Annotated in this window: 22 protein-coding genes and 1 pseudogene; 4 read left to right on the top strand and 19 right to left on the bottom strand. The window is 71.8% G+C overall.

Annotation, left to right across the window (positions count from 1 at the left end; translation table 11 throughout):
* Positions 1-554: 554 nt before the first annotated feature.
* The 18 genes and pseudogenes from ACZ4Z1_RS34965 to ACZ4Z1_RS34880 form a co-directional block, all read right to left on the bottom strand.
* Positions 555-2,225 (bottom strand): tetratricopeptide repeat protein, encoded by a 1,671-nt coding sequence (locus ACZ4Z1_RS34965; protein ID WP_468490700.1) that lies wholly within the window; start codon positions 2,223-2,225, stop codon positions 555-557.
* Between the two features lie 322 nt (positions 2,226-2,547).
* The gene (locus ACZ4Z1_RS34960; RefSeq protein ID WP_468490699.1) at positions 2,548-3,156 is read right to left on the bottom strand and encodes a hypothetical protein; all 609 of its coding nucleotides are present in this window, start codon (positions 3,154-3,156) and stop codon (positions 2,548-2,550) included.
* Positions 3,157-3,327: 171 nt separating this feature from the next.
* The gene (locus tag ACZ4Z1_RS34955; RefSeq protein WP_468490698.1) at positions 3,328-3,519 is read right to left on the bottom strand and encodes a hypothetical protein; all 192 of its coding nucleotides are present in this window, start codon (positions 3,517-3,519) and stop codon (positions 3,328-3,330) included.
* Positions 3,520-3,843: 324 nt separating this feature from the next.
* Positions 3,844-4,341 carry an NUDIX domain-containing protein gene (locus tag ACZ4Z1_RS34950; RefSeq protein ID WP_468490697.1) on the bottom strand — a complete coding sequence of 166 codons (498 nt, stop codon included), beginning with the start codon at positions 4,339-4,341 and terminating at the stop codon, positions 3,844-3,846.
* Between the two features lie 51 nt (positions 4,342-4,392).
* Positions 4,393-4,854, bottom strand: a complete 462-nt coding sequence (locus tag ACZ4Z1_RS34945) for a hypothetical protein (protein WP_468490696.1) — start codon at positions 4,852-4,854, stop codon at positions 4,393-4,395.
* A complete protein-coding gene (locus ACZ4Z1_RS34940) occupies positions 4,851-7,940 on the bottom strand; it encodes a lantibiotic dehydratase (protein ID WP_468490695.1) in 3,090 nt (1,029 codons plus the stop codon). The genes ACZ4Z1_RS34945 and ACZ4Z1_RS34940 overlap by 4 nt, the downstream gene beginning before the upstream one ends.
* Before the next feature lie 11 nt (positions 7,941-7,951).
* A complete protein-coding gene (locus ACZ4Z1_RS34935; RefSeq protein ID WP_468490694.1) occupies positions 7,952-8,137 on the bottom strand; it encodes a hypothetical protein in 186 nt (61 codons plus the stop codon).
* A 124-nt stretch (positions 8,138-8,261) separates the two neighbouring features.
* Complete coding sequence (locus tag ACZ4Z1_RS34930) at positions 8,262-8,834, bottom strand: DUF6624 domain-containing protein (protein WP_468490693.1); 573 nt, start codon at positions 8,832-8,834, stop codon at positions 8,262-8,264.
* Between the two features lie 62 nt (positions 8,835-8,896).
* Positions 8,897-9,076 carry a hypothetical protein gene (locus ACZ4Z1_RS34925; protein ID WP_468490692.1) on the bottom strand — a complete coding sequence of 60 codons (180 nt, stop codon included), beginning with the start codon at positions 9,074-9,076 and terminating at the stop codon, positions 8,897-8,899.
* A complete protein-coding gene (locus ACZ4Z1_RS34920; RefSeq protein WP_468490691.1) occupies positions 9,073-9,504 on the bottom strand; it encodes a hypothetical protein in 432 nt (143 codons plus the stop codon). The genes ACZ4Z1_RS34925 and ACZ4Z1_RS34920 overlap by 4 nt, the downstream gene beginning before the upstream one ends.
* A gap of 383 nt (positions 9,505-9,887) precedes the next feature.
* Positions 9,888-10,493, bottom strand: coding sequence for a hypothetical protein (locus ACZ4Z1_RS34915; RefSeq protein WP_468490690.1), 606 nt, complete (start codon positions 10,491-10,493; stop codon positions 9,888-9,890).
* A gap of 2 nt (positions 10,494-10,495) precedes the next feature.
* A complete protein-coding gene (locus ACZ4Z1_RS34910) occupies positions 10,496-11,785 on the bottom strand; it encodes a cytochrome P450 family protein (protein WP_468490689.1) in 1,290 nt (429 codons plus the stop codon).
* 16 nt (positions 11,786-11,801) lie between these two features.
* Positions 11,802-13,049, bottom strand: a complete 1,248-nt coding sequence (locus ACZ4Z1_RS34905) for a cytochrome P450 family protein (protein ID WP_468490688.1) — start codon at positions 13,047-13,049, stop codon at positions 11,802-11,804.
* Positions 13,042-13,602 (bottom strand): GTP-binding protein, encoded by a 561-nt coding sequence (locus ACZ4Z1_RS34900; protein ID WP_468490687.1) that lies wholly within the window; start codon positions 13,600-13,602, stop codon positions 13,042-13,044. Before ACZ4Z1_RS34900 ends, ACZ4Z1_RS34905 begins: the two co-directional genes overlap by 8 nt.
* A gap of 49 nt (positions 13,603-13,651) precedes the next feature.
* Entirely contained in the window at positions 13,652-13,987 is a 336-nt protein-coding gene (locus tag ACZ4Z1_RS34895) for a DUF742 domain-containing protein (protein ID WP_468490686.1), read from the bottom strand.
* Positions 13,984-14,391 carry a roadblock/LC7 domain-containing protein gene (locus tag ACZ4Z1_RS34890; RefSeq protein ID WP_468490685.1) on the bottom strand — a complete coding sequence of 136 codons (408 nt, stop codon included), beginning with the start codon at positions 14,389-14,391 and terminating at the stop codon, positions 13,984-13,986. Before ACZ4Z1_RS34890 ends, ACZ4Z1_RS34895 begins: the two co-directional genes overlap by 4 nt.
* A complete protein-coding gene (locus ACZ4Z1_RS34885) occupies positions 14,388-15,902 on the bottom strand; it encodes a sensor histidine kinase (protein ID WP_468490684.1) in 1,515 nt (504 codons plus the stop codon). Before ACZ4Z1_RS34885 ends, ACZ4Z1_RS34890 begins: the two co-directional genes overlap by 4 nt.
* 534 nt (positions 15,903-16,436) lie before the next feature.
* Positions 16,437-16,794: pseudogene (locus ACZ4Z1_RS34880) on the bottom strand (ISKra4 family transposase); the annotation flags it as partial.
* 87 nt (positions 16,795-16,881) lie between these two features.
* Between ACZ4Z1_RS34880 and ACZ4Z1_RS34875 the strand changes: the two are divergent.
* The 4 genes from ACZ4Z1_RS34875 to ACZ4Z1_RS34860 all read left to right on the top strand — a co-directional run bounded on the left by ACZ4Z1_RS34875 (position 16,882) and on the right by ACZ4Z1_RS34860 (position 19,998).
* A complete protein-coding gene (locus ACZ4Z1_RS34875; protein ID WP_468490683.1) occupies positions 16,882-17,298 on the top strand; it encodes a nuclear transport factor 2 family protein in 417 nt (138 codons plus the stop codon).
* Positions 17,299-17,391: 93 nt separating this feature from the next.
* Complete coding sequence (locus ACZ4Z1_RS34870) at positions 17,392-17,919, top strand: hypothetical protein (RefSeq protein WP_468490682.1); 528 nt, start codon at positions 17,392-17,394, stop codon at positions 17,917-17,919.
* 66 nt (positions 17,920-17,985) lie between these two features.
* The gene (locus ACZ4Z1_RS34865; protein ID WP_468490681.1) at positions 17,986-19,524 is read left to right on the top strand and encodes an ISKra4 family transposase; all 1,539 of its coding nucleotides are present in this window, start codon (positions 17,986-17,988) and stop codon (positions 19,522-19,524) included.
* 276 nt (positions 19,525-19,800) lie between these two features.
* Entirely contained in the window at positions 19,801-19,998 is a 198-nt protein-coding gene (locus tag ACZ4Z1_RS34860) for a hypothetical protein (RefSeq protein ID WP_468490680.1), read from the top strand.
* A 32-nt stretch (positions 19,999-20,030) separates the two neighbouring features.
* Here the strand turns inward: ACZ4Z1_RS34860 and ACZ4Z1_RS34855 are convergent, their stop codons facing one another.
* Positions 20,031-20,744, bottom strand: a complete 714-nt coding sequence (locus tag ACZ4Z1_RS34855; protein WP_468490679.1) for a type 1 glutamine amidotransferase domain-containing protein — start codon at positions 20,742-20,744, stop codon at positions 20,031-20,033.
* Positions 20,745-20,757: the final 13 nt, after the last annotated feature.

Genomic DNA, 20,757 nt, shown 5'->3' with positions numbered 1-20,757 from the left:
CGTGCTCAAGGGCTGTCTCCAGCCGCTTCATGAGATCCGATAACTGCGTTCCCGCCGCCATGACGGTCTTCTTCCCCGACCCGGCCCCGTCATGACGGCACCGACGGAACCCGCCTGCCGGGCGGCGAAGGTCAGGCGGTGGGCTGGGGCTTCCGCCGCCCGGCCCCGGATCTGCTGCCAGGCCGCCGCGGCACCCGGGCCCGATGTCACCAGCAGGACCGTCAAGCCCAGTTCACCCGCGCTGTCCATCTCCCCAGCGTCCCGCCTGGGCACCGTACCGGTCAACGCGCTCGCACATCCCACGAGCACGGACGCGGCCGGGCGGCGCGAGCGAACCAGCGCGGAATGCCCGGCCACCGCCCGGCCGAGACCGATTCTTCACCGGCACCGCCAGCGAGCCAACCGAAGGACGAAAAGTCATACCGCGCAGGCGGGCCGGCCGGACTCGGCGACAGGGCGGCGCAGGTGCGGCCCCGGCTGCGTACTCATCCCGTCACAGGACAAAACCGGGGCCTGGCCCGCACGCTCCATACCGGTGCAGGCCACAGCGGAGCCTAGTGCCCCGCAGAAGGCGACGGCACCACGGGCCCCACCGACACGCCAGCCCGGACACTGACCGCAGCCAGCTTAAAGATCCACGGAGACCGCGAGCCGGGTACCGAGGATATGGAACGCAACGGACGGTAGGGGGCGCTCCGGCACAATGACCCGCAGGTTCGTCGCCAGAGCGCGCCAGGAATCCGGGAACCTGTCGGTTTCCGTTGGGCGGCGGGGTTTCCCGCACTGCGGGCGGCGGCGAGGCCGATCTCGTGTGCGTCCGCCCACAGGGTGTAGGGGTGGCGGAATTGGAAGAGGGGCCAGAAGGCATCAACCAATTTCCAGGCGGTGTCGTACCAGGCGGCCGTTTCGGCGGCGCGCAGGAGGCCGAGGAGGTTGTGCTGGTGGGAGTCCAGCCAGTCCAGAGCCCCCGCGTCGTCGGTGAAGGGCAGGCGGGCCGGGGGCGGGGGGCCCTCGCTGGCGCGGCGCAGCGTGGCCTGGGCCGGGGTGAGCCGGAACTGGGCGTGGGTGGCGATCAGGAGCATCCACTCGCACAGCCGCCGGCGGACGCCGGTGCGCTCGTGTTCCGGGTCGTGCTCGGCGGCCAGGGCGCAGGCGTGCTCACGGGCCGCGGCGGCCATCCGGTAGCGCACCGGGCGGGCGGCATCGGCTGCGAGCGGCTCCAGCAGCTGCTCGTCGGCCAGGACCTCCAAGAGCCAGTCGGTGGTGGCCCACGGCAGTGCGCCGGCCGCGACCGCCAGGTCCGGGTCGATGTCCTCGGTCGGCAGCAGGCCCAGGTACCGGTACAGGCGCTGGGCGTCCGCATCCAGACTGGTGTAGGTCGCGGTCAGAGCGGTGGTGATGGCCATCCGGACACGATCCTCGGGGTGAGCACGGGTATCGGCGGGAGCGGTGAGGGCGTCGGCAGTGCAGCGCAGGGGGCGCTGGGGCCGGGCCGCCAGCCGGGCGCCGGCCAGGACCAGGGGCAGGGGCAGGTGGGCGCAGGCTTCGGCGATCGCGGCGGCAGCCTCGGGGGCGGCCGCGATGCGGGTGGTGCCCGCGAACCGGCCGAGCAGCTGGAGCGATGCGGCGGGGGCAAGGGGCCCGACGCGGATGAAGGCGGCGCCGTCCGCGGCGAGTTCGCCAAGGGCGGTGCGGCTGGTGACGACGGCAAGGCTCGACGCCCCGCCCGGCAGCAGCGGCCGGACCTCGGCGGCCGAGGGGGCGTTGTCGAGCAGGAGTGCCACAGCCAGGTCCGCGGTGGCCGAGCGCCACAGGCCGACCAGTTCCTGGAGATCGTCGGACGGAACGGGCAGGCCCAGGGCGCGCAGCCACCGGGACAGGACCGCTTGCGGTGCGGTACTCGCGGCGGGGGAGTGCAGGTCGGCGTACAGGTGTCCGTCGGTGTAGGTGTCCTGGCTGTGGAGCCAGTGGGTGGCAAGGCCGGTCTTGCCGGCTCCGGCCAGACCGGTGATCGCCACGATCGTTGCTCCGGCGGTGCGCGCCGTTTCCACAGCCCGCAGCTGCTGGGTGCGGTTGGTGAAGTGCCGTGGCGACGGGGGTATCTGACGGGGCGCGGGGTAGCTCACGGTGAGGGCATGGTGGTGGTGGATGCCGCCGAAGACGGCCCTGGCCTGCACGGCCAGTCCGGAGACGTGAGCCGACCCGTTGATCCCGTTCGTCGTCATCGCGCGTTCCCCTTCGCTGTCGCGGCGGGTTCGCCGGCGGCAAGGCGGGCGGGGACGCGCAGTGGTCCGTGCGTTGGGGAATGCCGCTACCGGGTCGGCCTGTGCCTGCGGTGGCCGCAAGGCCGCCAGCAATGGGAGAAGAAGGCGCGCCGCTACAGGGGCTGACGCCTGCAGGGCGAGCGCGGTCTTGGTCACTGAAGGTGCTCCTGAGTGCCAGGTTCGTACGTGGTGATACAGGTTGACGGGATGATCCCGAGGGTCAGACCGCGGCCTTGAGCTGTGTCAGCGTCCGGACGAGCCGGTCGGCGATGACCCAGCGCCCTCAGGCCTGCTCGTAGGGCACAAGGACGGGGACGCCAACAGCCTCGAAGGCGGCGTCGGCGAACCGGTACCGCTGCCCGCGCACGCCGTACGGGACGGGGTCGGCGGAGCGGACCGCGGCGTAGCCGTGCCGCAGGTCAGGGCGGGCGCGCGCGTAGTCACCGATGTGCGCCAGACATACCGGGGGCCACATGGTCAGCTGGCCTTCGGCGCGGTGCTGGGCCCGCGGCACCAGGAACAGCCAGCCGCCGCGGTCGTTTCGGTGGGCAGGACAGGCGCCGATGGGGCAGTGCAGGAGACTCATCACCTCCCGGAGCCGGCCCGGGTGAACTCGCCCGGCCACCGGCTCGCCGGCCGGTCTGCCTGCGTCGTCGTGGCGCTGATGGTGACGGCGCCACAGCACACCATGGCTGTCACGGTCGGCGAAGGTCTCATCGACGTAGGACAGGACGCATATCCCGTCATCGCCGCTGCGCACCCCCAGTTCCGCGGTGGCGGGACCTTCGCCGGTGCGCCGCGTGATGAAGGAGATAGGGGGTTGCCGCAGCGCCGGGGGCGCGTGGAGCTGGGCGCGGCGGGCGAACGATACGACGTGGGCTGGGGTGAGCATGTGCCTGCCTGGGAAACGAGCTTCGAACGGATGGGGTGCCCCGGCCACAGGGCCGGGTGGTTCTGTGGCCGGAGGCAACTCGGTGGCCGCCAGCGTCCGCCGGGGGCTGGAATGCCAGCGTCCGGCAGGGGCTTCTTGAGGGCGTCGGCGGCCGACGTTGACATGACCGGTTCACAATCGCCAGTTGCCGAGCGCCTGTGCGATCGTGCTGATCAGTCGTTCGATGGGGGCGGCGAGGTGGGTGTCACGCAAATAGAAACCGAGCAGGGTGGCAGCCAGGGCGTGCCCGGCCTTCAGCCCCCACTTCTTGATCAAGACCCAGACAACGATCAGCAGTACGACGACGAGTGAGACACGCACCATCACGGGAGGCGTCGTCCTCCTCCACGGCACCGCTGTGAGGCGTCGGTTTCGAGCGCGGTGGGCGCGGGCGGGGCGTGATGTGGTCGGCGTTTGCCGAAGCCCGCAGCGCCACCGCACCTGGTCGTCGCGGGCCGGGCCGATGGCCGCCGGTCCGGTCCGGGCCGCGTGATGGGGACACCGGAGCCCGTGCCACCGGTGTGCTCGGCCAAGGGGGCTGCGGCGCGCACCGTAGGACGGAGCAGTCGGTGGCGGGACCGGGGGAGCAGTACCTTCGACATCTTCCTTGTCCGATGGCTGGTGCGACGCGGCGGCAGGCTGTCGTCGTTACCCGGCATGGCCGGCCAGGTAGCCGCTATGACCGCGGCCCAGGGCTTGCAGCGCGGCATCGATCCGCTCCACCAGGCTGTCGCGGGCGAAGGCGGTGAGTTGCTTGCGCGGCACGAACCGGTACTGAGTGACCTCATCGGTGGCGAGCTGGAACTCGGTGTGTGAGCTGATCACACCGCCGTCCCACACGTAGTTGTGCCCCTCGACGGTGTCGCCCGTGGGGGGCTGCCAGTGCATGAGCAGCAGCCGTCCGGGCTCTATGAGCAGGCCGGACTTCTCCTGGATCCGGCGTCGGCAGGCCGCCTGGGGGTCCTCGTTGCTCTGGGCGCAGCCGCCCGGCAGGTTCCAGGTCAGTACGTCCCCGCGCTCCACCCGGCGGCGCGACTCGAACAGCAAGGTTCCGCCCTTTTCGTCGCGGATCAGGGCCTGGGAGCCGATGCGGCGCTGGGGCGCGGCGGTGAAGTGGTCGGTGTCGAGGTGGTCCGGTCTGTTCATGGTGCCTCCGTGTCCGGTCGTTGGGGTGGGAGCTGGTGGTATGCGTGGGTTTCAGGGGGCGGTCTCGGGGCGGGCCGGGGCGAGGAAGCCGCGGTGGGTTCGCAGCCGTCGCAGGGTGGCTTCGTAGTGGTCGTCGTACGGGGAGATGTCGGTACGGGAGGCGACCACGAGTCCGTCGATCTCACCGCGGGTGACGGCGTGGCAGGCGCGGGCCAGCTGCGGGCGGGTGGCCGGATCGGTGGGGCCGGTGCGGTCGACGGTCCGCAAGCAGACCGTCCAGTTCCTGGCCATGGCCAGGCCGTGGGCGGTGGCCAGCCGGTTCGCCGGGTCCTGGCCGTCGTCGACCAGTACGTACAGGCCGACGCGCAAGGGCCGGGTGAGGCCGGCGGTGACCTCGGCGAAGTACGCCTCGCGCAGCCCGCGCAGCCAGTGCGCACCGTGGGCCTGGTCGCCGGGGCGGACCACGGCAGGCACCGGCCGCCGGGGCGGTGAGCTGGAGGCCAGGGGTGTCATCGTGCGCCTCCGGCGGTCAGGTGACGGGCGCGGTGGGCGAGGGCGACGGCGCGGGCCAGACGCAAGGCGCCCTGCTCCTCGGTGCCGGTGCGGCGGTGGTGCTCGTGCAGCAGAGCGGCCAGCACCGCGTCCGCATCGATGCGCGGCGCCCGGTCGAGTGCGGTGCGGTAGGCGGCGAGTGCCTGGTGGCGGGTGTCCCAGCGGTCGGCGAGGCGGTCTCCGCCGGGCAGGGTGCGCAGTCGCGCCCACCGGCCGTCCGTGGTGATCAGCCGTAGTGCGCTTTGGTGTGCGGGGCGCGGCAGCGGCCTGGAGACGGTCGGCTTGGGCTGGCCGGCCAGCCAGCGCAGACCCGCGTCGATGTCCCCGTGGAACCCGGCCGTGATGGCGACGGTGTTGGCCGCCGCCAGCACCCGGGCATCGTCCCCGCGCACGTGGAGCAGCTGGTGCAGGACGGCGGCGGAATCGGCGGTGAAGCAGCTTTCGGCGGCCGTGAGCTGGTCTTCGCCGCCCCAGCGGCCGGGGTGCGGCCGGTAGGGGACGATCTCCATCGCGCCGAGAGCGCCGGACTTGACCAGACGGGCGGCCCAGGCACCGACGATCTGCACGGCCGGGCCGACGGCCTGGCCTTCCGGGAACCGGAAGACCAAGGTCACCTGCTGCCCGCGCAGGACCCACCGCGGAATCCCGGCGAACTCGGCCAGCATGACCGGCAGTTGCTGAAGCACGTGGTCATAGCTGGGCCTGCGGACTCCGGACAGCCGGACACACAGATACGGGCTGGCCCCCGGCACCTGACCACCAGGGCGGACAGGCGGGGCGCTGGCGGGTACGGGCGGAGCGGGGGGCGCCGGCGTGGTGGAGCGCAGCAGCGTCACGATTTCGGTGGGACGGCCCTGGCACCAGCCCCAGGCACGCTCGTCGGGCGCCTCGGTGAGGACGAGGGGGTGCTTGGCGCGGTTCAGGTGGTGGCGCAGCAGCGCGAGGTGTCCGATGTCGTCCAGGTGCAGGGGCAGGCGCTGGTCGAAGTCCTCCAGCAGCACGGCATCGGGCAGCCGCCGCCGGGTGCGCAGGTCGGCGAAGGCGTCTTCCCAGGCGGCCTGGGTGGCCTCGGGGCCGGGCAGGGCGGCGCGGTCGAGGGACCAGGTGGCCGGGCTGAGCACGGTGCGTCCGTGCCGCAGCCGGGGCAGGACCGGCAGTGCGCCGGCGGCGCCCCAGTGGAAGGCCCGGACCAGCGCGGTCAGCACGGCGGTGTGCGTGCGGGCGAGTTCCTCGCAGAAGCGGGCCAGCCAGGGGGTGTGCCATTCGCGCTGCAGCGGATGTGGGATGGACGGATCGAGGATCTGGCCGCGTGAGCGGGAGACCAGGTGCAGGCGGTGGCCGTCGCAGAGTACGGCGAGGTCGTCGGGGGCGAGCGTGTCCGGCTCCGGGGCCCGGTGCTCGGCGAGACTGACGAGGTTCTGCTGGAGGCGGGGCAGGCGGGCGAGGTGGCTGGCGCCGGAGGCCAGGGAGGGGAAAGTGAGCTGGACCGGCAGCGCGTCCGCGGTACCGGCGGGCGGACGGGCCAGCGTGGTGAGCAGGGTGCTGGCCGGGGCGTGGGCGAGCAGGGCGGCGAACCGGCCCCCGCTCAGGTGGCCGTAGCCACGGGAGACGCCGCGCAGGACCAGCCCGAAGTCGCCGTGGTCGAGCGCGGCGGGGGAAGGGCTGTGCAGTTCGGCCAGCAGCTCGGTGTGCGGTGGGGCCTGCATCTGTGCCGGGTCGCCGATCGCCAGATGCTCGGTCAGGTGGTCGTCCAGCTCGATGTCGCGCCCTTCGAGCACGGCTTGCTGGGCCAGGGCGAGCAGCCGGCGGTCGCGGGAGGACAGCGGGGGCCGCGGTGCGGGGGCGGCGCTGTGGAAGCCGTCGGGCAGGCCGATGCCGGTGACCGGGTCGGTGCACTCCAGCAGCGGGACCAGCACATGCGGCCCGTAGCGCTCCAGGAAGCGGTGGCGGTAGGCGTGCCAGGCGGGGGCGCCGTAGGGGTAGGGCGTGAGCCGGGCCAGAACAGTCATGGCGGCCTCGGCCTCCCAGGCCACCGCGCGCGGCAGTTGCACCTCGGCATCCAGATGCAGGTCCACCGCCAGCGGGTCCGCCACGTCCCCGTGCTCGCGCATCCGCTGTGTCAGCGCCGTGCGGCGCTCTCTTCCTGCCGCGGCCGGGGCGCGGTTGTGCTCGGACATCAGGCCGTGGACCGCACGCAGGGCCGCGAGGGGTTCGGCGGCCGGCGGCACCTGGTGCACGCCGATCCTCTCCAGGCGGTCCAGGAGGTAGCCGAGGGCGTCAGGCTCGGTGGCCGGCGGATGCAGGCAGCTGATCAGGACGCGGTGGGCGATCAGCTCGTCAAGCAGGGCGCAGACGGTGCGCGCGTCGACATCGGGGGAGACCTCGGCGAGACGGCGGGCCAGGTCCCGGTACGCAACGGAGGCGCTGGCCATCTCCAGGGCGGCGCGCACGGCCGGGGTGTGGCGCACGGAGACCTCCCGGACCGCGGTGGTGCGGGCGCCGGGCCGCCGGGGACGCCAGGGCACCACGAGGCGGTCCCCGCGCACGACGGCGATGGTGTTGGCCACGACCGTCAGCAGGGGCCGGACCTCGGGCAGGCCCTCCAGGGTGGTGATCACGTGTGCCAGCCAGGTGCCGTCGGCCTGAGCCATGGCCCGGTGCCCGGTGCCCCAGCGCACCGTGGTCCGCGGCCCGAAGCGGGCCTCGCTCACCCCGGCGAACAGACCAAAGGGGCTGGTCCGGTGCTGCAAACGCAGCAGGTATCCGGCCAGGGCGAGCAGCAGCTTGGAGACGACGGCAGCGTCGCCGGGGGCCGACCCCGTGACCAGGGCGTCGAGGTCGTGGGCGAGGTCCGGGCTGGCGTGGCGTACGGCGTCGGCGACGACCGCGGTCCCCCACACCTGCCGCATCCACCCCACCCAGCTCTCGATGCCCGCGGGGGAGGTGTCGGCCAGGTCGGGCCAGGGCGGCACCGTGATGCCGGGGTGGTGCACGGAGCGCACCAGAGCGGACTGCTCGCACTGGTAGCGCAGCGGGGTGAAACCCATGTCTGTCCCTGTCAGGTGAAGGTGCGGTCGGCGGGGTCATCGCCGAAGAAGAAGGCGAAGGCGCCCGCGGTAACGGGCACTTCGGCGTCGCGCAGGTCGAGCGCGAAGTCGTCCTTGGTGTAAGGGCCCACCGGGCCCGGGGCCTGGGCCTGGGCGCCGGGGCGCTGGGGCGGGCGTGCCGCAGGGGTGCCCGTCACCGGCCGGCGCCCTCGGTACAGGCCGGGCTGGCGCCCCTGCGGCCCGGCGGAAGGGTCTGCGTGTGGCAGGTGGTCCATGAATCCTTCTCGATGCCTTCGGATGCTGACGTAAGACCGGCGAGGGTCAGGAGATGAGGAGCCGACGCCGCTGGTGGGCGGCCAGCTCGCAGCTCAAGGGCGGCAGCCCGACGGCGGCGCGCCGCGCCTCGACGCCCTCGGGGTCCTCGATCGGACAGGGCCGCAGCAGCCGGGGCACGAACTGGGTGCCGTAGCGCTGTTTCTGGCCTTGGAGGACGGCGGCGAGGTCGTGGGCGTAGGCGCCGTAGGCCACATCGCAGGCGCCTTCGGCGACCGCCGCCTGGATCAGCTCGCAGCAGGCCAGCACGAAGTCCCGGTCGGCCACGGGCGCGTGCAGCAGGATTTTCAGGGCGGCCACGGCCGCCTCGCCGCCGACCAGGGCGGCGGTCGGCCAGCCGTGCTCATGGACCAGGTGCCGCAGCTCCGCGGCGTGCTGGGCGCAGGCGTCATCCAGGTGCTGGCGGCGGTGGGTGGCGCCCGGCAGGGCGTGCACCTGACGCATCAGCCGGTCGTCCTCGGCGGCCATGGCCGTCAGCTGACGGCGCACGGCATCGCGGACCGGGGAAGACGTGGCGCGCGGGGTCTGCTGCGCGGGTGCCGGCTCGGCGGAGTGGGACATCTTGGACGCTCTCCAGAGGTGAGGCAGGCAGTACGGAAGGAGGTGGATGGTCGGCGTAGGGCTCAGGGGCACCGGTCGTCGCGCGGTGCGTTGGGGGCCTGGGCTGTGTCGGGTGCGCCGTCCTGGCGCGGCTGTTCGACAGGAGCCGGGGCCGGGGGCGGTGGGGCGAAGCCCAGCAGGTCTCGCAGGCGTTGCGCCGCCCGCAGCGCCTGCGGCGTGGGGTCCGGAAGCCGGGTGCTCATGCTGTTCGCTCCGCCCGTGCGGAGAGGGGCTGGACGGTCAGGTCTTCCTGGATGGGCAGCGCGTCGGCCTGGTGGCCGCGGCCTTCGGAAGAAGTCGTACGGCGCGGGGCGGGGCCGTGGCGGCCCGCCAGGGTGATGAGCCCTGGCGGGCCAGCGGCCGAGGGAGAGGCCCGGCTCGGCCTGGCTGCGTCCTGGCTGTGCTCAGGCCGCAGCCACACGGTGCCTCCCCCGGCTCTTCCCAGCCCTCGGTCGGCGAAGGCGGGAGCGGCACGAACCGGGGACGGCGGACGGTACGGCCGGCACACCGGCCGTACCCGGCGCGGGTGAACGCAGCCCGCGCCCTTCCCGGAATGAGGCTCGCGCTCGTCCGGGAAGTCGGCAAGGACGCGCTGGACGGGGTCGGTGACGCTGGTGGTGGGGCCCGTCATGGCGCACTCCTCGTAGGCGGAAAGAAGGGGAGGGGAGAGCCGGTCCCGGCCAGGGGCACCCCCTGGTCCGGCCCGGCCGGGGCCGGCTCGTGTGCCGCAGCGCCGAAGCCCCCCTCGGGCCCGGCGCCGACCCGGCCAGCCCGTCCCCACGGCGGGGCGGCCAGGTACTTCCCGGACGTCGTCGGCCGGGAAGGCGGCGGCGCGGCCCGCCCCGCTCTCGCCGTCTGGCGGGGCAGGGCCGCTGTCTTCCGACGGGCGCACCCGGGTCGGAAGCGGGTGGCCGTTCGGAAGGGCGGCAGCCGTCACGGGGAACGGCCGCCTGGGCACGGACGTGCCGTGCCCGCCCGCGCGACGGTGTTGGCCCACCGCCTGCGGAAGTTTCGTCAGGGGCGTCTTCGTCTGAGGACGCACGGCGGAAGCTGTGCGTGGACGGTGTCAGTGAGTCGGGGCAGGGGCTGGGTGCGGCGGCGCAGCAGGTAGGCCGACGTGGGGGTACGCAGCACTTCGAAGCCGTAGCGGTCGCCGATGACCTCGGCGACCGCGGCGTCGGCCACGTCCGTGGCCAGCCAGCGCACACACTCGTGTGCGCCGTAGTCGACGAGCCAGCCCGCAAGGCGCGGACCGTATGCGTCGGCGTCCGGCCCGTCACGGTCCTCGTACAGGTCGTCGATCCACAGTGCCCCGCCGGGCTGCTGCCTCCCGTGCTCGTCACGCATCGGATTTCTGATCACCAGGGCGCAGCTGCGGATGGTGGTGCCGTCCAGCAGCAGCCAGGTCAGCGGGTGGCCGCATTCGACCGCGCCGAGCATCGACAGCAGCGGGCAGTCGCCGGTCGTGGCGGGGCGGGGCCGGTGGTCCATCCAGTGCGTCGGGCGTGCGACGAACTGCTCCACGGCCTGGCGGTCGGCGTACTCCGCCGGGCGGATGACGCAGTCCGGCCGGGGCCCGGTGGCCGCCGCCGCTGTGGCGCCAGTGGGGATGCGGGACATCGTCACACCCCCGTCCGCCTGGCGTTGGCCGTCGGCCGATTGCCGGCCAGTGCCAGGCGGACGGGCAAGGCGGTGTAGGAGTTCATCAGTACGGTGCGCGAGCGGCGCGGCGGGGAGTCCAGGGTGACGTTCCAGCGCGTGAACAGCGCGCGCAGGGCGATGGCGCCTTCGAGACGGGCCAGGTGTTCCCCGGGGCACCGGTGCGCTCCGTGTCCGAAGGAGAGGTGCGTGCGGGGGACTCGGCGGACATCGAACCGGTCGGCATCCGGACCATGGCGCTCAGGGTCGCGGCCCATGGCGATGTAGGAGAGCATCACCATGTCCCCGGCGGCGATCTCCACGCCCCCCACGGTGACGTCGCGGGTGGCGAACCGGGCGAGGAAGTTGGCGGTGGGCGGGTCCCAGCGCAGGGTCTCCTCGACCGCTGCCTCCCAGCTCACCTCGCCGCTCCGCAGCAGCTTCAGCTGCTCGGGGCGGCCGGCCAGGCCGCGGACGCCGTTGACCAGCAGGTGCACCGTGGTCTCGTGCCCGGCGATGACGAGGACCTGCAAGGTGGGGACCAGCTCCTCGTTGGTCAGGCGTTGGTCCTCGGGCAGGCTCAGCAGCGCGCTGACCAGGTCGTCCTGCGGGGCGCACCGCCGCCGCTCGATCAGGCGGGTGAGGTAGTCGTGGAACGCGGCGAGGGCGTCGGCCGGGTCCTGGGTGTCGTCGAAAATCACCTGACACCAGGCATGCAGGTCGCCATGGTCGCGCCGCGGTACGCCCAGCAGGTGGCTGATGACGGTCATCGGCAGCGGCCAGGCCACCGCCTTGCGTAAGTCGACCACTCCCGTATCCGCCGCTGTGGCCGCCGCGACGTTCAGCAGCCGGGTGGTGGTGGCCTTGATGTATGTCCGCAGCGTCTCGACGCGGTGCCGGGTGAAAGCGCTGGCCAGTGGCTTGCGCAGCCGTTGGTGGTCGATGCCGTCGAAGGTGACCAGGCTGGGGCGCGGATCGGCCAGCCCCCGCAGGACCCAGTCTTTCGGGACCTGCCCGTTCTTCCGGGCACGCCAGTGGTCGCGGTTCGCGCTGAACGTGCCGGGGTCACTCTGGACGATGCGGGCGGTGGCGGTGGTGGTGATCGCCCAGCACGCCACGTCGCCGGGCAGCACGACGGGCACGACGGGACCGGCGGCGCGCATCCGGGCGGCGTCCTGGTGCATATCGGGGCTGTCCGGGTCGAGAACGAACAGGGGACGCGTCAGGCTCAGCGGCTGGTCGGGCGTGCTGGGTATGGCGGGGCTCAGGTCCATGGAGGTCTCCAGGGGGTTACGGGGCGGGGAAGAAGCAGACGGGCAGGGCTTTCAGGCCCCGCATCCAGATCGAGGGATCCCAGCGCAGCTCCTGCGGACGGCAGGCCAGGCGCACGCCAGGCAGAGCGTGGAGGAGAACTTCGATGCCGGTGGTGGCCATCACCTGGGACAAGTCCCGGGCGGCGTACGGACACCCGTGTTCTCCGTGGGAGTAGGAGAGGTTGGAGCGGCTGTCGTACAGATCGGCAGCCGCACCGAGGCGGACGACCGGATCGTGGTGCGCGGCAGCAATGCCGAGCAGGACCAGGTCGCCTTCGGGCAGGGTGTAGCGGCCCAGGGAGACCGGGCGGGCGGTGAAACGCCCGGCGTAGGTCTGGGTGGGGGTGTCGTCCCACAGCACCGCGTTGATGGCCTCCGGCACGGTCAGGTGGCTGCGCAGGAACGCGTCGGTGTGGCGCGTGTTGGTGAGCATCAGCCGCAGGGCGTTGCCGATGAGGTAGGCCGTGGTCTGGTGCCCGGCCGTCAGCGTGACCAGCAGGTCCTCGATGAGCTGCTCGCGGCTCAGGCCGGCGGGGTGGGCCGCGAGCCGGGCGGTGACGTGCGTGCCGGGACGGTGGCGGCTCTCGTCGACGAGACGGGCGATCATCTCGCGGGAGCGCTGCTGCGCGGCGATCGCGTCCGGCCCTCCGGCGATCATGGTGACGAAATCCTCGACCAGATGCGGGCCGTACCCGGCCGGCACCCCCAGGGCCCAGCTCATCGCCATGACCGGCAATTGCATGGCGTAGTCGGCCATCAGCTCGGCGCGGCCCACCGCGGCGAAGCGGCGCACCAGCTGCTGGCCGAACTGTTCGCAGCGGGCGGCGAATTCCTGGCGGTCGATGCCGTCGAGGGCGTTGTTGAGCGCGCCGGCGCGCCGACGGTGCGTCTCCTTCTCGGTGTACATCAGCGAGTGGCCGGCCGGGCCGCCGCCGAGCAGCGGCCACAGCTCCCATTCCCTCGGCAGGAGCGAGCCCAGCCGCCACCGGGCCGAGTCGCGGGCGAAGATGTCCGGTTGGCGGGTCACATGTACCAGCTCGCGGTAGCCCAGGACCAGCCAGGCCGGGACGCCGCCGTGCAGCAGCACCGGGGCGAGTGGTCCGTGGGCCTGGCGCAGCTCACAGAAGACGGCCTGGGAATCGCTCTGGTAGCGCGGATCGCCCAGACGCACCGCGCCGCGGTGGGTGGCGGGAAGCTCGACCAGTGCAGAACCGGGGTCAGACACGGCTGGGCTCCTGTCCGGCCTGGGCCGCGTCGTACGCACGGGCGGCGTGGGTGGCCCAGGTGATGAGGACCTGCCGGGAAGAGTCCGGTTCCCGGGCATCGCAGCGCACCAGCGGTATGCCGCTGTCCAGTTGCAGAGCCGCCCGGATCTCCTGGAGCGTGTGGATGGTGTCTTCACCGGCCCAGACGTTGTGCGCCACCACGAACGGCAGCTGGTCGGCCTCGAACTTGTCGATGTAGACGAAGGCGTCATCGAGCCGGCGGGTGTCGACCAGCACGACCGCTCCCAGCGAGCCCTCGAACAGGCCGTCCCACAGGAAGTGGAAGCGCTCCTGTCCCGGCGTGCCGAACAGGTAGAGCACGAGGTCGTCGTCCAGGGCTCGGCGGCCGAAGTCGAACGCCACGGTGGTGGTCGTCTTTCCGGGGACGCCGGCGACCTCGTCGACGCCGGTGCTGGCTTCGGTGATCTCTGCCTCGGTGGTCAGCGGCGTGATCTCACTGACGGCACCGATGAACGTGGTCTTGCCGACGCCGAAACCGCCGGCGATGATCACTTTGACCGCCGTACTGGTACTCGCCGGCAACAGGACGCCCGGGGCGGGATCAGAGTTTTTGCAGACCACGGATGACCCTTTCGAACAGTTGGGCCTTGTCGTCCAAGGCGGTGGTGGAGGCCGGGGGCCGGGCGTGGACCCGGTTCTCGTCGAGCAGGCGGGAGATGAGCACCCTGGTCACGCCCAGCGGCGTACCCAGGTGGGCGGCGATCTCCGCGACGGCCAGCGGCCTGCGGCACAGGGCGATGATGCCGACCTCTTCCATCTGCAGCCCGGCGGTGTCCCCGTGTTCGGTGACGATGAGCGTGAACGCATCGAGCGTGTGATCACTGCTGGTGCGTCCGCCCGTGATGACGAACCACCGGTCGGGCACGTCCAGGCTCATGACGAGGTGTGCTCCGGGGCCCGCGCTGCCGTGCCCAGATGCTCCCCCAGCTTCTCCACCATCTGCATCATGGCCGTGCCGATCACCGCAGGGTCGACGTCGGCGTTGGCGACGACGGCCAGGGTCGTACGGTCTCCGGCGTGGATCACCGCCAGTTGGTGGCGCTCCAGGTCGATGACCACCGAGTGCAGGGACCTGTCACCGTAGAGCTTGCCGAAGGCGATGCCGCTGGAGAGCAGGTTGCTGCACAGCGCCGCCATCTTGTCCGCCTCATCGGTCTGGAAGCGGTCGTCCGATGCTTTCCTCAGCCCGTCGCTGTTCACCAGCAGCACGTTGCGGCAGCCGGGGATGTCGTTGCGCAGCTGGTTCATCAGCCAGGTCAGGTCAGGGGCAGGGGTGTTCATGCGGAATTCTCCGGGGCGTCGGGGGAAGGGATGGAGGAGGGGGCGGACCGGACGGCAGCACGCCAGGCGCCCATGCGCTGGGCGGTGTCCGACCGCAGCGGGGCCTCAACCTCGGGGGTGGCCTGCGGGCGCGAAGGCGGCAGGGTCGCGCTCCGCTTGCGGACAGGCAGCCGAGGGCCGGATCCGGACGGCGGGACCAGGGGGGATGCCGCGTCCTGGCGTTCGTCTGCGGGCGAGGGCGGGACGGGACGGCTGGTCTGTGCCGAGGCTGCGGAACGTTGCTGCGGTGGTGTGGCAGGCGGCGCCGGACGGTCCGCGGGCAGGGCCGTAAGCCACTCCCAGGAAATCAGGACACTGGCCTCGGTCCCGCCCAGCCGGTGCGAGGCGCCAAAGGCGATCCTCATGCCGAAGCGCTCGGCGGTCTTGCGGGCGCTGGCCAGCCCGAGCTGGTGTCCCGACAGCTCGGCGTAGGGGCGCGGACAGTAGTCCAGGTCGACCGTGCGCAGCACCCGCTCGCGCATCTCGGGAGGCAGGCCCAGCCCGCTGTCCTCGACGCGGATGGCCAGCCCGGCGGTGACGGGCTCGACGCTCACGCTGACCTGGGTGTTCGGGGGGCTGTACTGCAACGCGTTTTCGATCAGCGCGGACGTGGCGTGGACGGCCGCGTTGACGGCTTGGGCGTGCACCGCGTGCTGGGCCTCCTGCGGAACCGACCATCGCACCCGGTGGAAGCCCTTGTGCTGCCCGATCGCCGCCCGCACAATCCGCTCCACCTCCATCGGACGGTCCCACGGGCGGCCGATGGAGCGAGCACCGGTCAGGGCGAGCAGGTTCTGGCTGTGGCGTCCCAGCCTCGACAGACTGGCATCCAGGGCGGTGAGGTCCTCAAGGATGTCCTTGCAGGGCACCAGCTCGCGCTGGCTGTCCTGGTACGGCCGTGCCCGCTCAGCAATCAGGGCGAGCAATGCGGTCACGGCGGCCTGCACCCTGTCGGCGCAAGTACGCAGCACGTCCACCGCGCCGTCACGCTCGCGCCGCTCCCGGCACACCGCCGTGACCACCGCCTCGACCAGATCCCGCACCTCCTGGTCCTCGGGCAGCGCACGCTCGGCATCGAGCCGCTCCAGGATGGTCCGGGCGGACTCGCGCTGCTCCAGACGCTGGAGCACCTCGGGAAGCAGCCGGGCACCGAGCCAGCGGACCTCGTCCCGGACCCGGGCCACCTCTCCTTGCCGCCGGGCGGCCCGGGAGCACGCCTCCCGACGCTCGCGGGATATCCGGGCCACACGGCGCTCCATCACGGTGACCAGCACGACGACCACAGCCCCCGCCACCGCGGCGCACCAGGCCACGGCCTCCCGCGCCGCCGGCGGCGCGGAAAGCACGGCTGCCCCTCCGGCTGCCAGGGCCAGGGCGAGGGCGGTGAGCGCCCGGAAGGTGACGGTGGTGTGCGGCGCCCGGTGGCGCGCGGAGGGCGCACCGGTAGCCGTCGTCGGGACAGGGACAGGCATGACAACCTCACGGTCGAGCTGAACTGAGATGAGCACGAGCGACGAACAGCGGTTCTGCGGGCGTTACCAGGCAGGGGGTCTGCCTGTTGCGAGGGCCGGACGGCGCTCGAAGTGGCTCGTCGGGGGCCGGTGCCCTCCCTCGTGCCGCCCACGCCGGGCCAGGTAGGCGTCGTGCAACGCCCGGCTGTCGGTGGTGGTGCTGTTTCCTCGACCGGGGTCCAGCCACAGCCGGTGGCAGCGGGATCCGGCGGGAGCGGTCGCGCAGTGCATCAGGGGGCTGCACACCGATTGCGGCGCGTGCCACCGGTCGGCGGCCTGCGCCGGCACGGGCACCAGCACCTGGCGGTGGACCAGACAGCACAGCACAGGCCCGACACGGTGGTGGAACGCGAGCAGGTCCTCAACTGCCTGCAGCCCTATTCGCAAGCCGAGTTGGGTGCGGATCCTCTGAAGTGACGGTTGTGGTCAAGCAGTGAGGTTGTAGTTCTGCTGGTCAGGGCTGAGGTGGAGGCGTTGATGTTCGCGGGCGGTATGGATCACGGTGAGTTTTTCTGCGGTCCAGATCTCGGCCTCACGGCTGCCGACCGGGTGGCAGGCGTGCGCGGCCGTCGAACCGTACTCGACGGCGATGACGAAGCCGAGCAGCACGTGAGGGTGGATGCTGCGGCGGGCGGCTTCGGTGTGGGCCAGGTCGGGCTGGTGGCGTGTGCCGTCAACGAGCACGATCTAGTCCCGCAGATGCTGCGGGACTCGGGCCTCGGCCTGGGCGAAGGCGTCGGCAACAACCTGCTCCGGAGGACGGATCACCGAAGCGATGCACCATTTCCGCTCTGCTTTCGGGCGCCGGCCGCGGCGGCCGGACCTCACTGCGGCCGTCCGGTGGGTGCACGAGCCTTGGGTACTCGCCGATGTCCCGTTGGGTGTCGCAGAGCAGGACTGGCAGGGGGCCGCAGACTGCGTCTCCGGTTAGCATCGAGCGGTGGGCGACTACGCTGGCACACCCCCGAAGGGTCCAGAAGACGACACGGTGCGCGCTCAGCTCGTCGCTGTCGCGGAGGACTGGGCGGCTGCGGTTGTCTCCAACGATGCCGCGCGGATCGGCCGCTTCATGGCCGACGAGTGGGTGATCGTCTCGGCCTCGGGCGTCGCCTCCAGGGAAGACTTTCTCGCGGTCGTCGAGTCCGGGGAGCTGACCCACTCGGCCATGAATCTCGTGAACCAGGCCAGGGTCCGGGTTTACGGCGACACTGCGGTTTTCACCGGACGAGTGACGAACACGGCCCACTACCGGGGACAGAGCTTTGACGCTGATGAGTGGACGACTGATGTGTTCGTGAAGCGGGACGGCCGCTGGCTGTGCGTGCTGAGCCACATCACAGCGGCGGCCCCTGACTGAATCCTCTTGAGGGGTGGTTGAGCGGGGAAGACGCTGATGGGCGTGTGCCGGTGCCGTTGTACTCCTACCGTGGCGGGGTGGAGGTGGGGCGCCATGGTGTCTTTGCCGGAAGAGCTGCGGGCGAGGGAGGCTGCGGCTCGGCAGCGAGTGGAGGAGCTTCAGGCCGAGGCTGCGGAGTTGGCCCTCCGGCTGGAGAAGGCGAGAGACGACCTTTCACGGCTGGAGATCACGCGGGAGACCGTCGCGCAGGTTCTGGCGGAGCAGTCGGCCGCGGAGAGCGAACCGGACGTTGCGGCAGGAGATGCGCCGGAACCGAGCGAGACGTCAGCGCCCCATGGGACCGGGGTGATGGTGGTGCCGCCGTGGCGGGAGGGCCTGGTCATGGCCATGCTGCCGGATGTGTACCGGGACATCCTGGAAGTCATCGCCGATGCACCGGGACCGTTGCAGGCCAAGCAGATCGTGCCGCGGATCGGTCTGCCGACAACCACCGGAAAGATCGAGGGCATGCGGTCCAAGCTGAAGCGGCTGGTGAAGCGGGGCTGGCTGGACGAAAACACACCGGGTCAGTTCACCCTCGCCCGTCGAGGACCGGGCACGGGGCGGTCTAACTCCCGGTGACCAAGGGGCTCTTCCTCATAGATTCGAAGGTGCCAACCAAACGAATCACTCCCGAAGAAGAGCCCTATGGAACCGTACGACGCCTTGGGTGAACCTGATCCGTACTCCGCCTCCCGTGATGCCTTCGAACGCCTCATCTCGACGCTGGCCGACGGCCCGGCGGCGACCATGCACCACGGCGAAGTGGAAGCCCAGCTCGAACTGCTGGGACGCGAGCTGCTGCGGCAACTGATGCAGGACCACCTCGATCAGCGAGCCAGGAAGGAGGAGGACACGGTACGGGCGGAAGGACAGCAGCCGGTGGTGCTCGGTCCGGAAGGACAGCCGCGGTCCTGGCGGGAGAAGGGCCATCACCGCCTGCTGACCTGCGTGTTCGGGCCGGTGCGGGTGAGCCGGATCGCCTACCGGGCCCGGGGCGTGGCCAACGTACACCCGGCGGACGCGGAACTGTCGCTGCCTGCCGGCCGGCACTCACGCGGACTGGCTCGGCTCGCGGTCCTGGAAGCAGTCCGCGGCTCCTTCGACCAGGCCGCCGCCGCGATCGAGCGACGATGCGGCAAGGTTGTGGGCAAGCGCCGCCTCCAAGAACTGGTAGTCGCCTCCGCCGTCGACATCGCCGCCTACTACACGGCGAAGATTCCCACCCCGTGCACCCGCGAGATGCCGCTGGTCCTCCAGGTCGACGGCAAGGGCGTGGTGATGCGCCCCGAAGCCCTGCGCGAAGCCACTCGCCAGGCCGCAGCCAAGACCGCGGCCGCCGGGCGGCGCGGACGCCTGGCCCCGGGAGAAAAGCCCAATCGCAAGCGCATGGCGACGGTGGCCTGCGTCTTCGACATCGCTCCCGCCCCGCGTCGGCCGCACGATATCGTTCACCCACCCGGCGGCCGCAGCGAAACCCGGCCGCCACGGCCGAGCCCGAAAGCGGTGCACAAATGGTGCACCGCCTCGGTGATCCGCCCTCCGGAACAGGTCGTCGCCGACGCGTTCGCCCAGGCCGAGGCCCGCGACCCCAGGCATCTGCGGGACTGGATCGTGCTCGTCGACGGCGCCCGCCACCAACTCGATCTGATCCATGCCGAAGCCGCCCGCCGCGATATCCGCCTGAACGTCCTGCTCGACTTCGTGCACGTCGCCGAATACTGCTGGACGGCCGCGCACGCCTTCCACCCGCCCGGCAGCCGCGAGGCCGAAACCTGGGCCGCGGACAAACTCACCGCCATACTCGCCGGACACGCCGACCGCACTGCCACCGAGATGACCGCCCAGGCCGCGGCCGAACAGCTTCCCGCCGCCCGCCGCGAGCAGGTCACCACCTGTCACCGCTACCTCACCGGCCACCTCGGCCAGCTCCACTACGACACCGCCCTCGCGGCCGGCTGGCCGATCGCCACGGGCGCCGTCGAAGGCGCTTGTCGCCACTTGATCGCCGACCGCCTCGACATCACCGGCGCCCGCTGGGGACTCGACGGTGCCGAAGCTGTCCTCCGACTCCGGGCCCTGATCGCGAACGGTGATTTCGAGGAATACTGGCACTTCCACTGCGCCCGCGAGCATCAACGCCTCTACCCCAGCCCGGACCAGCAGGAATACAGCCTCACGGCTTGATCCTGATCGTCACTTCAGAGGATCCGCACCCAAAGAAGAACGGGGGCCGGGAGGCATCGCCGGGGTCAGGCTCCTCGGGATTGATGCGGCCGGCGTCCACCTCGTATTGGCAGGCACCGACGCGCGCGTCACCATCACCGGGCCGGCTCCCAAACAGTGGCGGGCTGCCGTGTCCGAACACCGGGCCTCATGCCCTGACCACGATCTCCTCCCACTGTGGGACGCACCCGCGTTGACCCCATTCGAATCTGCCTACCTGGCAGAAGACCCCACCTGGTGGGAGGAGCAAGCTGCCTCGCGTGGGTCGCCAGCGGCCTGCTGCGCCGCATCGCCCTCTTCCACACGGTGACCAAGCCGTACTCCACGTTGGTGCGGTCAACTGGGCAGGGTCTGCATCTGCTCGTCGTCGCGGGGGCGGGCGCAGGGCACGGTACCCCGTCTACGGGGCAGGACGTGCAGGAGTACGACGCGTAAGCCAGCAACAGAGGCAGCGAACAGGGCGTGTGTCACCGGGACGGGGCGAGGCGATCGAGCAGGCGCCGTGCAAGGGGGCCGGCGGAGGCCGGGTTCTGCCCTGTGAAGAGGTTGCGGTCTTCGACGATGTGTTCCTGCCAGGGTTGGGAGGCGGCAAGGAAGCGGGCGCCGCGTTTGGTCAGGGCTTGCTGCGCAGTCCAGGGCAGGGTACTGAGCAGGGCGACGTCGTGTTCCTCGTCGTCGGTGAACGAGGTCATCCGGTATCCGGCGAAGGGCCACTCTCCGGTGGGTGTCATACAGGCGAGCAGGGCGGCCGGCCCGTGGCAGACCGCGGCGATGGGCTTGTCCTGGAGGTGGAAGTCGGTGAGCAGCCGTCCGCCGTGGGGGTCGGCCCACAGGTCGACCATCGGCGCGTAGCCTCCGGGGATGAAGACGGCGTCGAAGGGCTCGGCGGACAGGTCGCGCAGCGCCGCCGGTGTGTTCAGCAGGTCTTTGAGGGCGGCGACCTCTTGGTGCAGGGTGTGGCACCGGTCGGGGGACAGGCCGGTGCCCTCCGGGGTAAGGCCCGAGGGGTCGGGGGCGGCGGGGCGCCCGTCGGGGGTGGCGAGGGTGCATTGCGCGCCGTCGCGGGCGAAGACGTCCAAAGGCTCGACGACCTCTTCGGGCCAGAACCCGATGTCCCGGGAGCGTCCGTCGGTGAGGGGCATCTGGGTCGCGCCCGACAGCATGATCAGGATGTGTGGCATGGGGCTCTTTCGC

The sequence above is a fragment of the Streptomyces sp. NPDC030165 genome (assembly GCF_055573595.1).
Note: the sequence above shows the minus strand (reverse complement) of the source record. Positions and strands in the feature narration are given on the sequence as shown.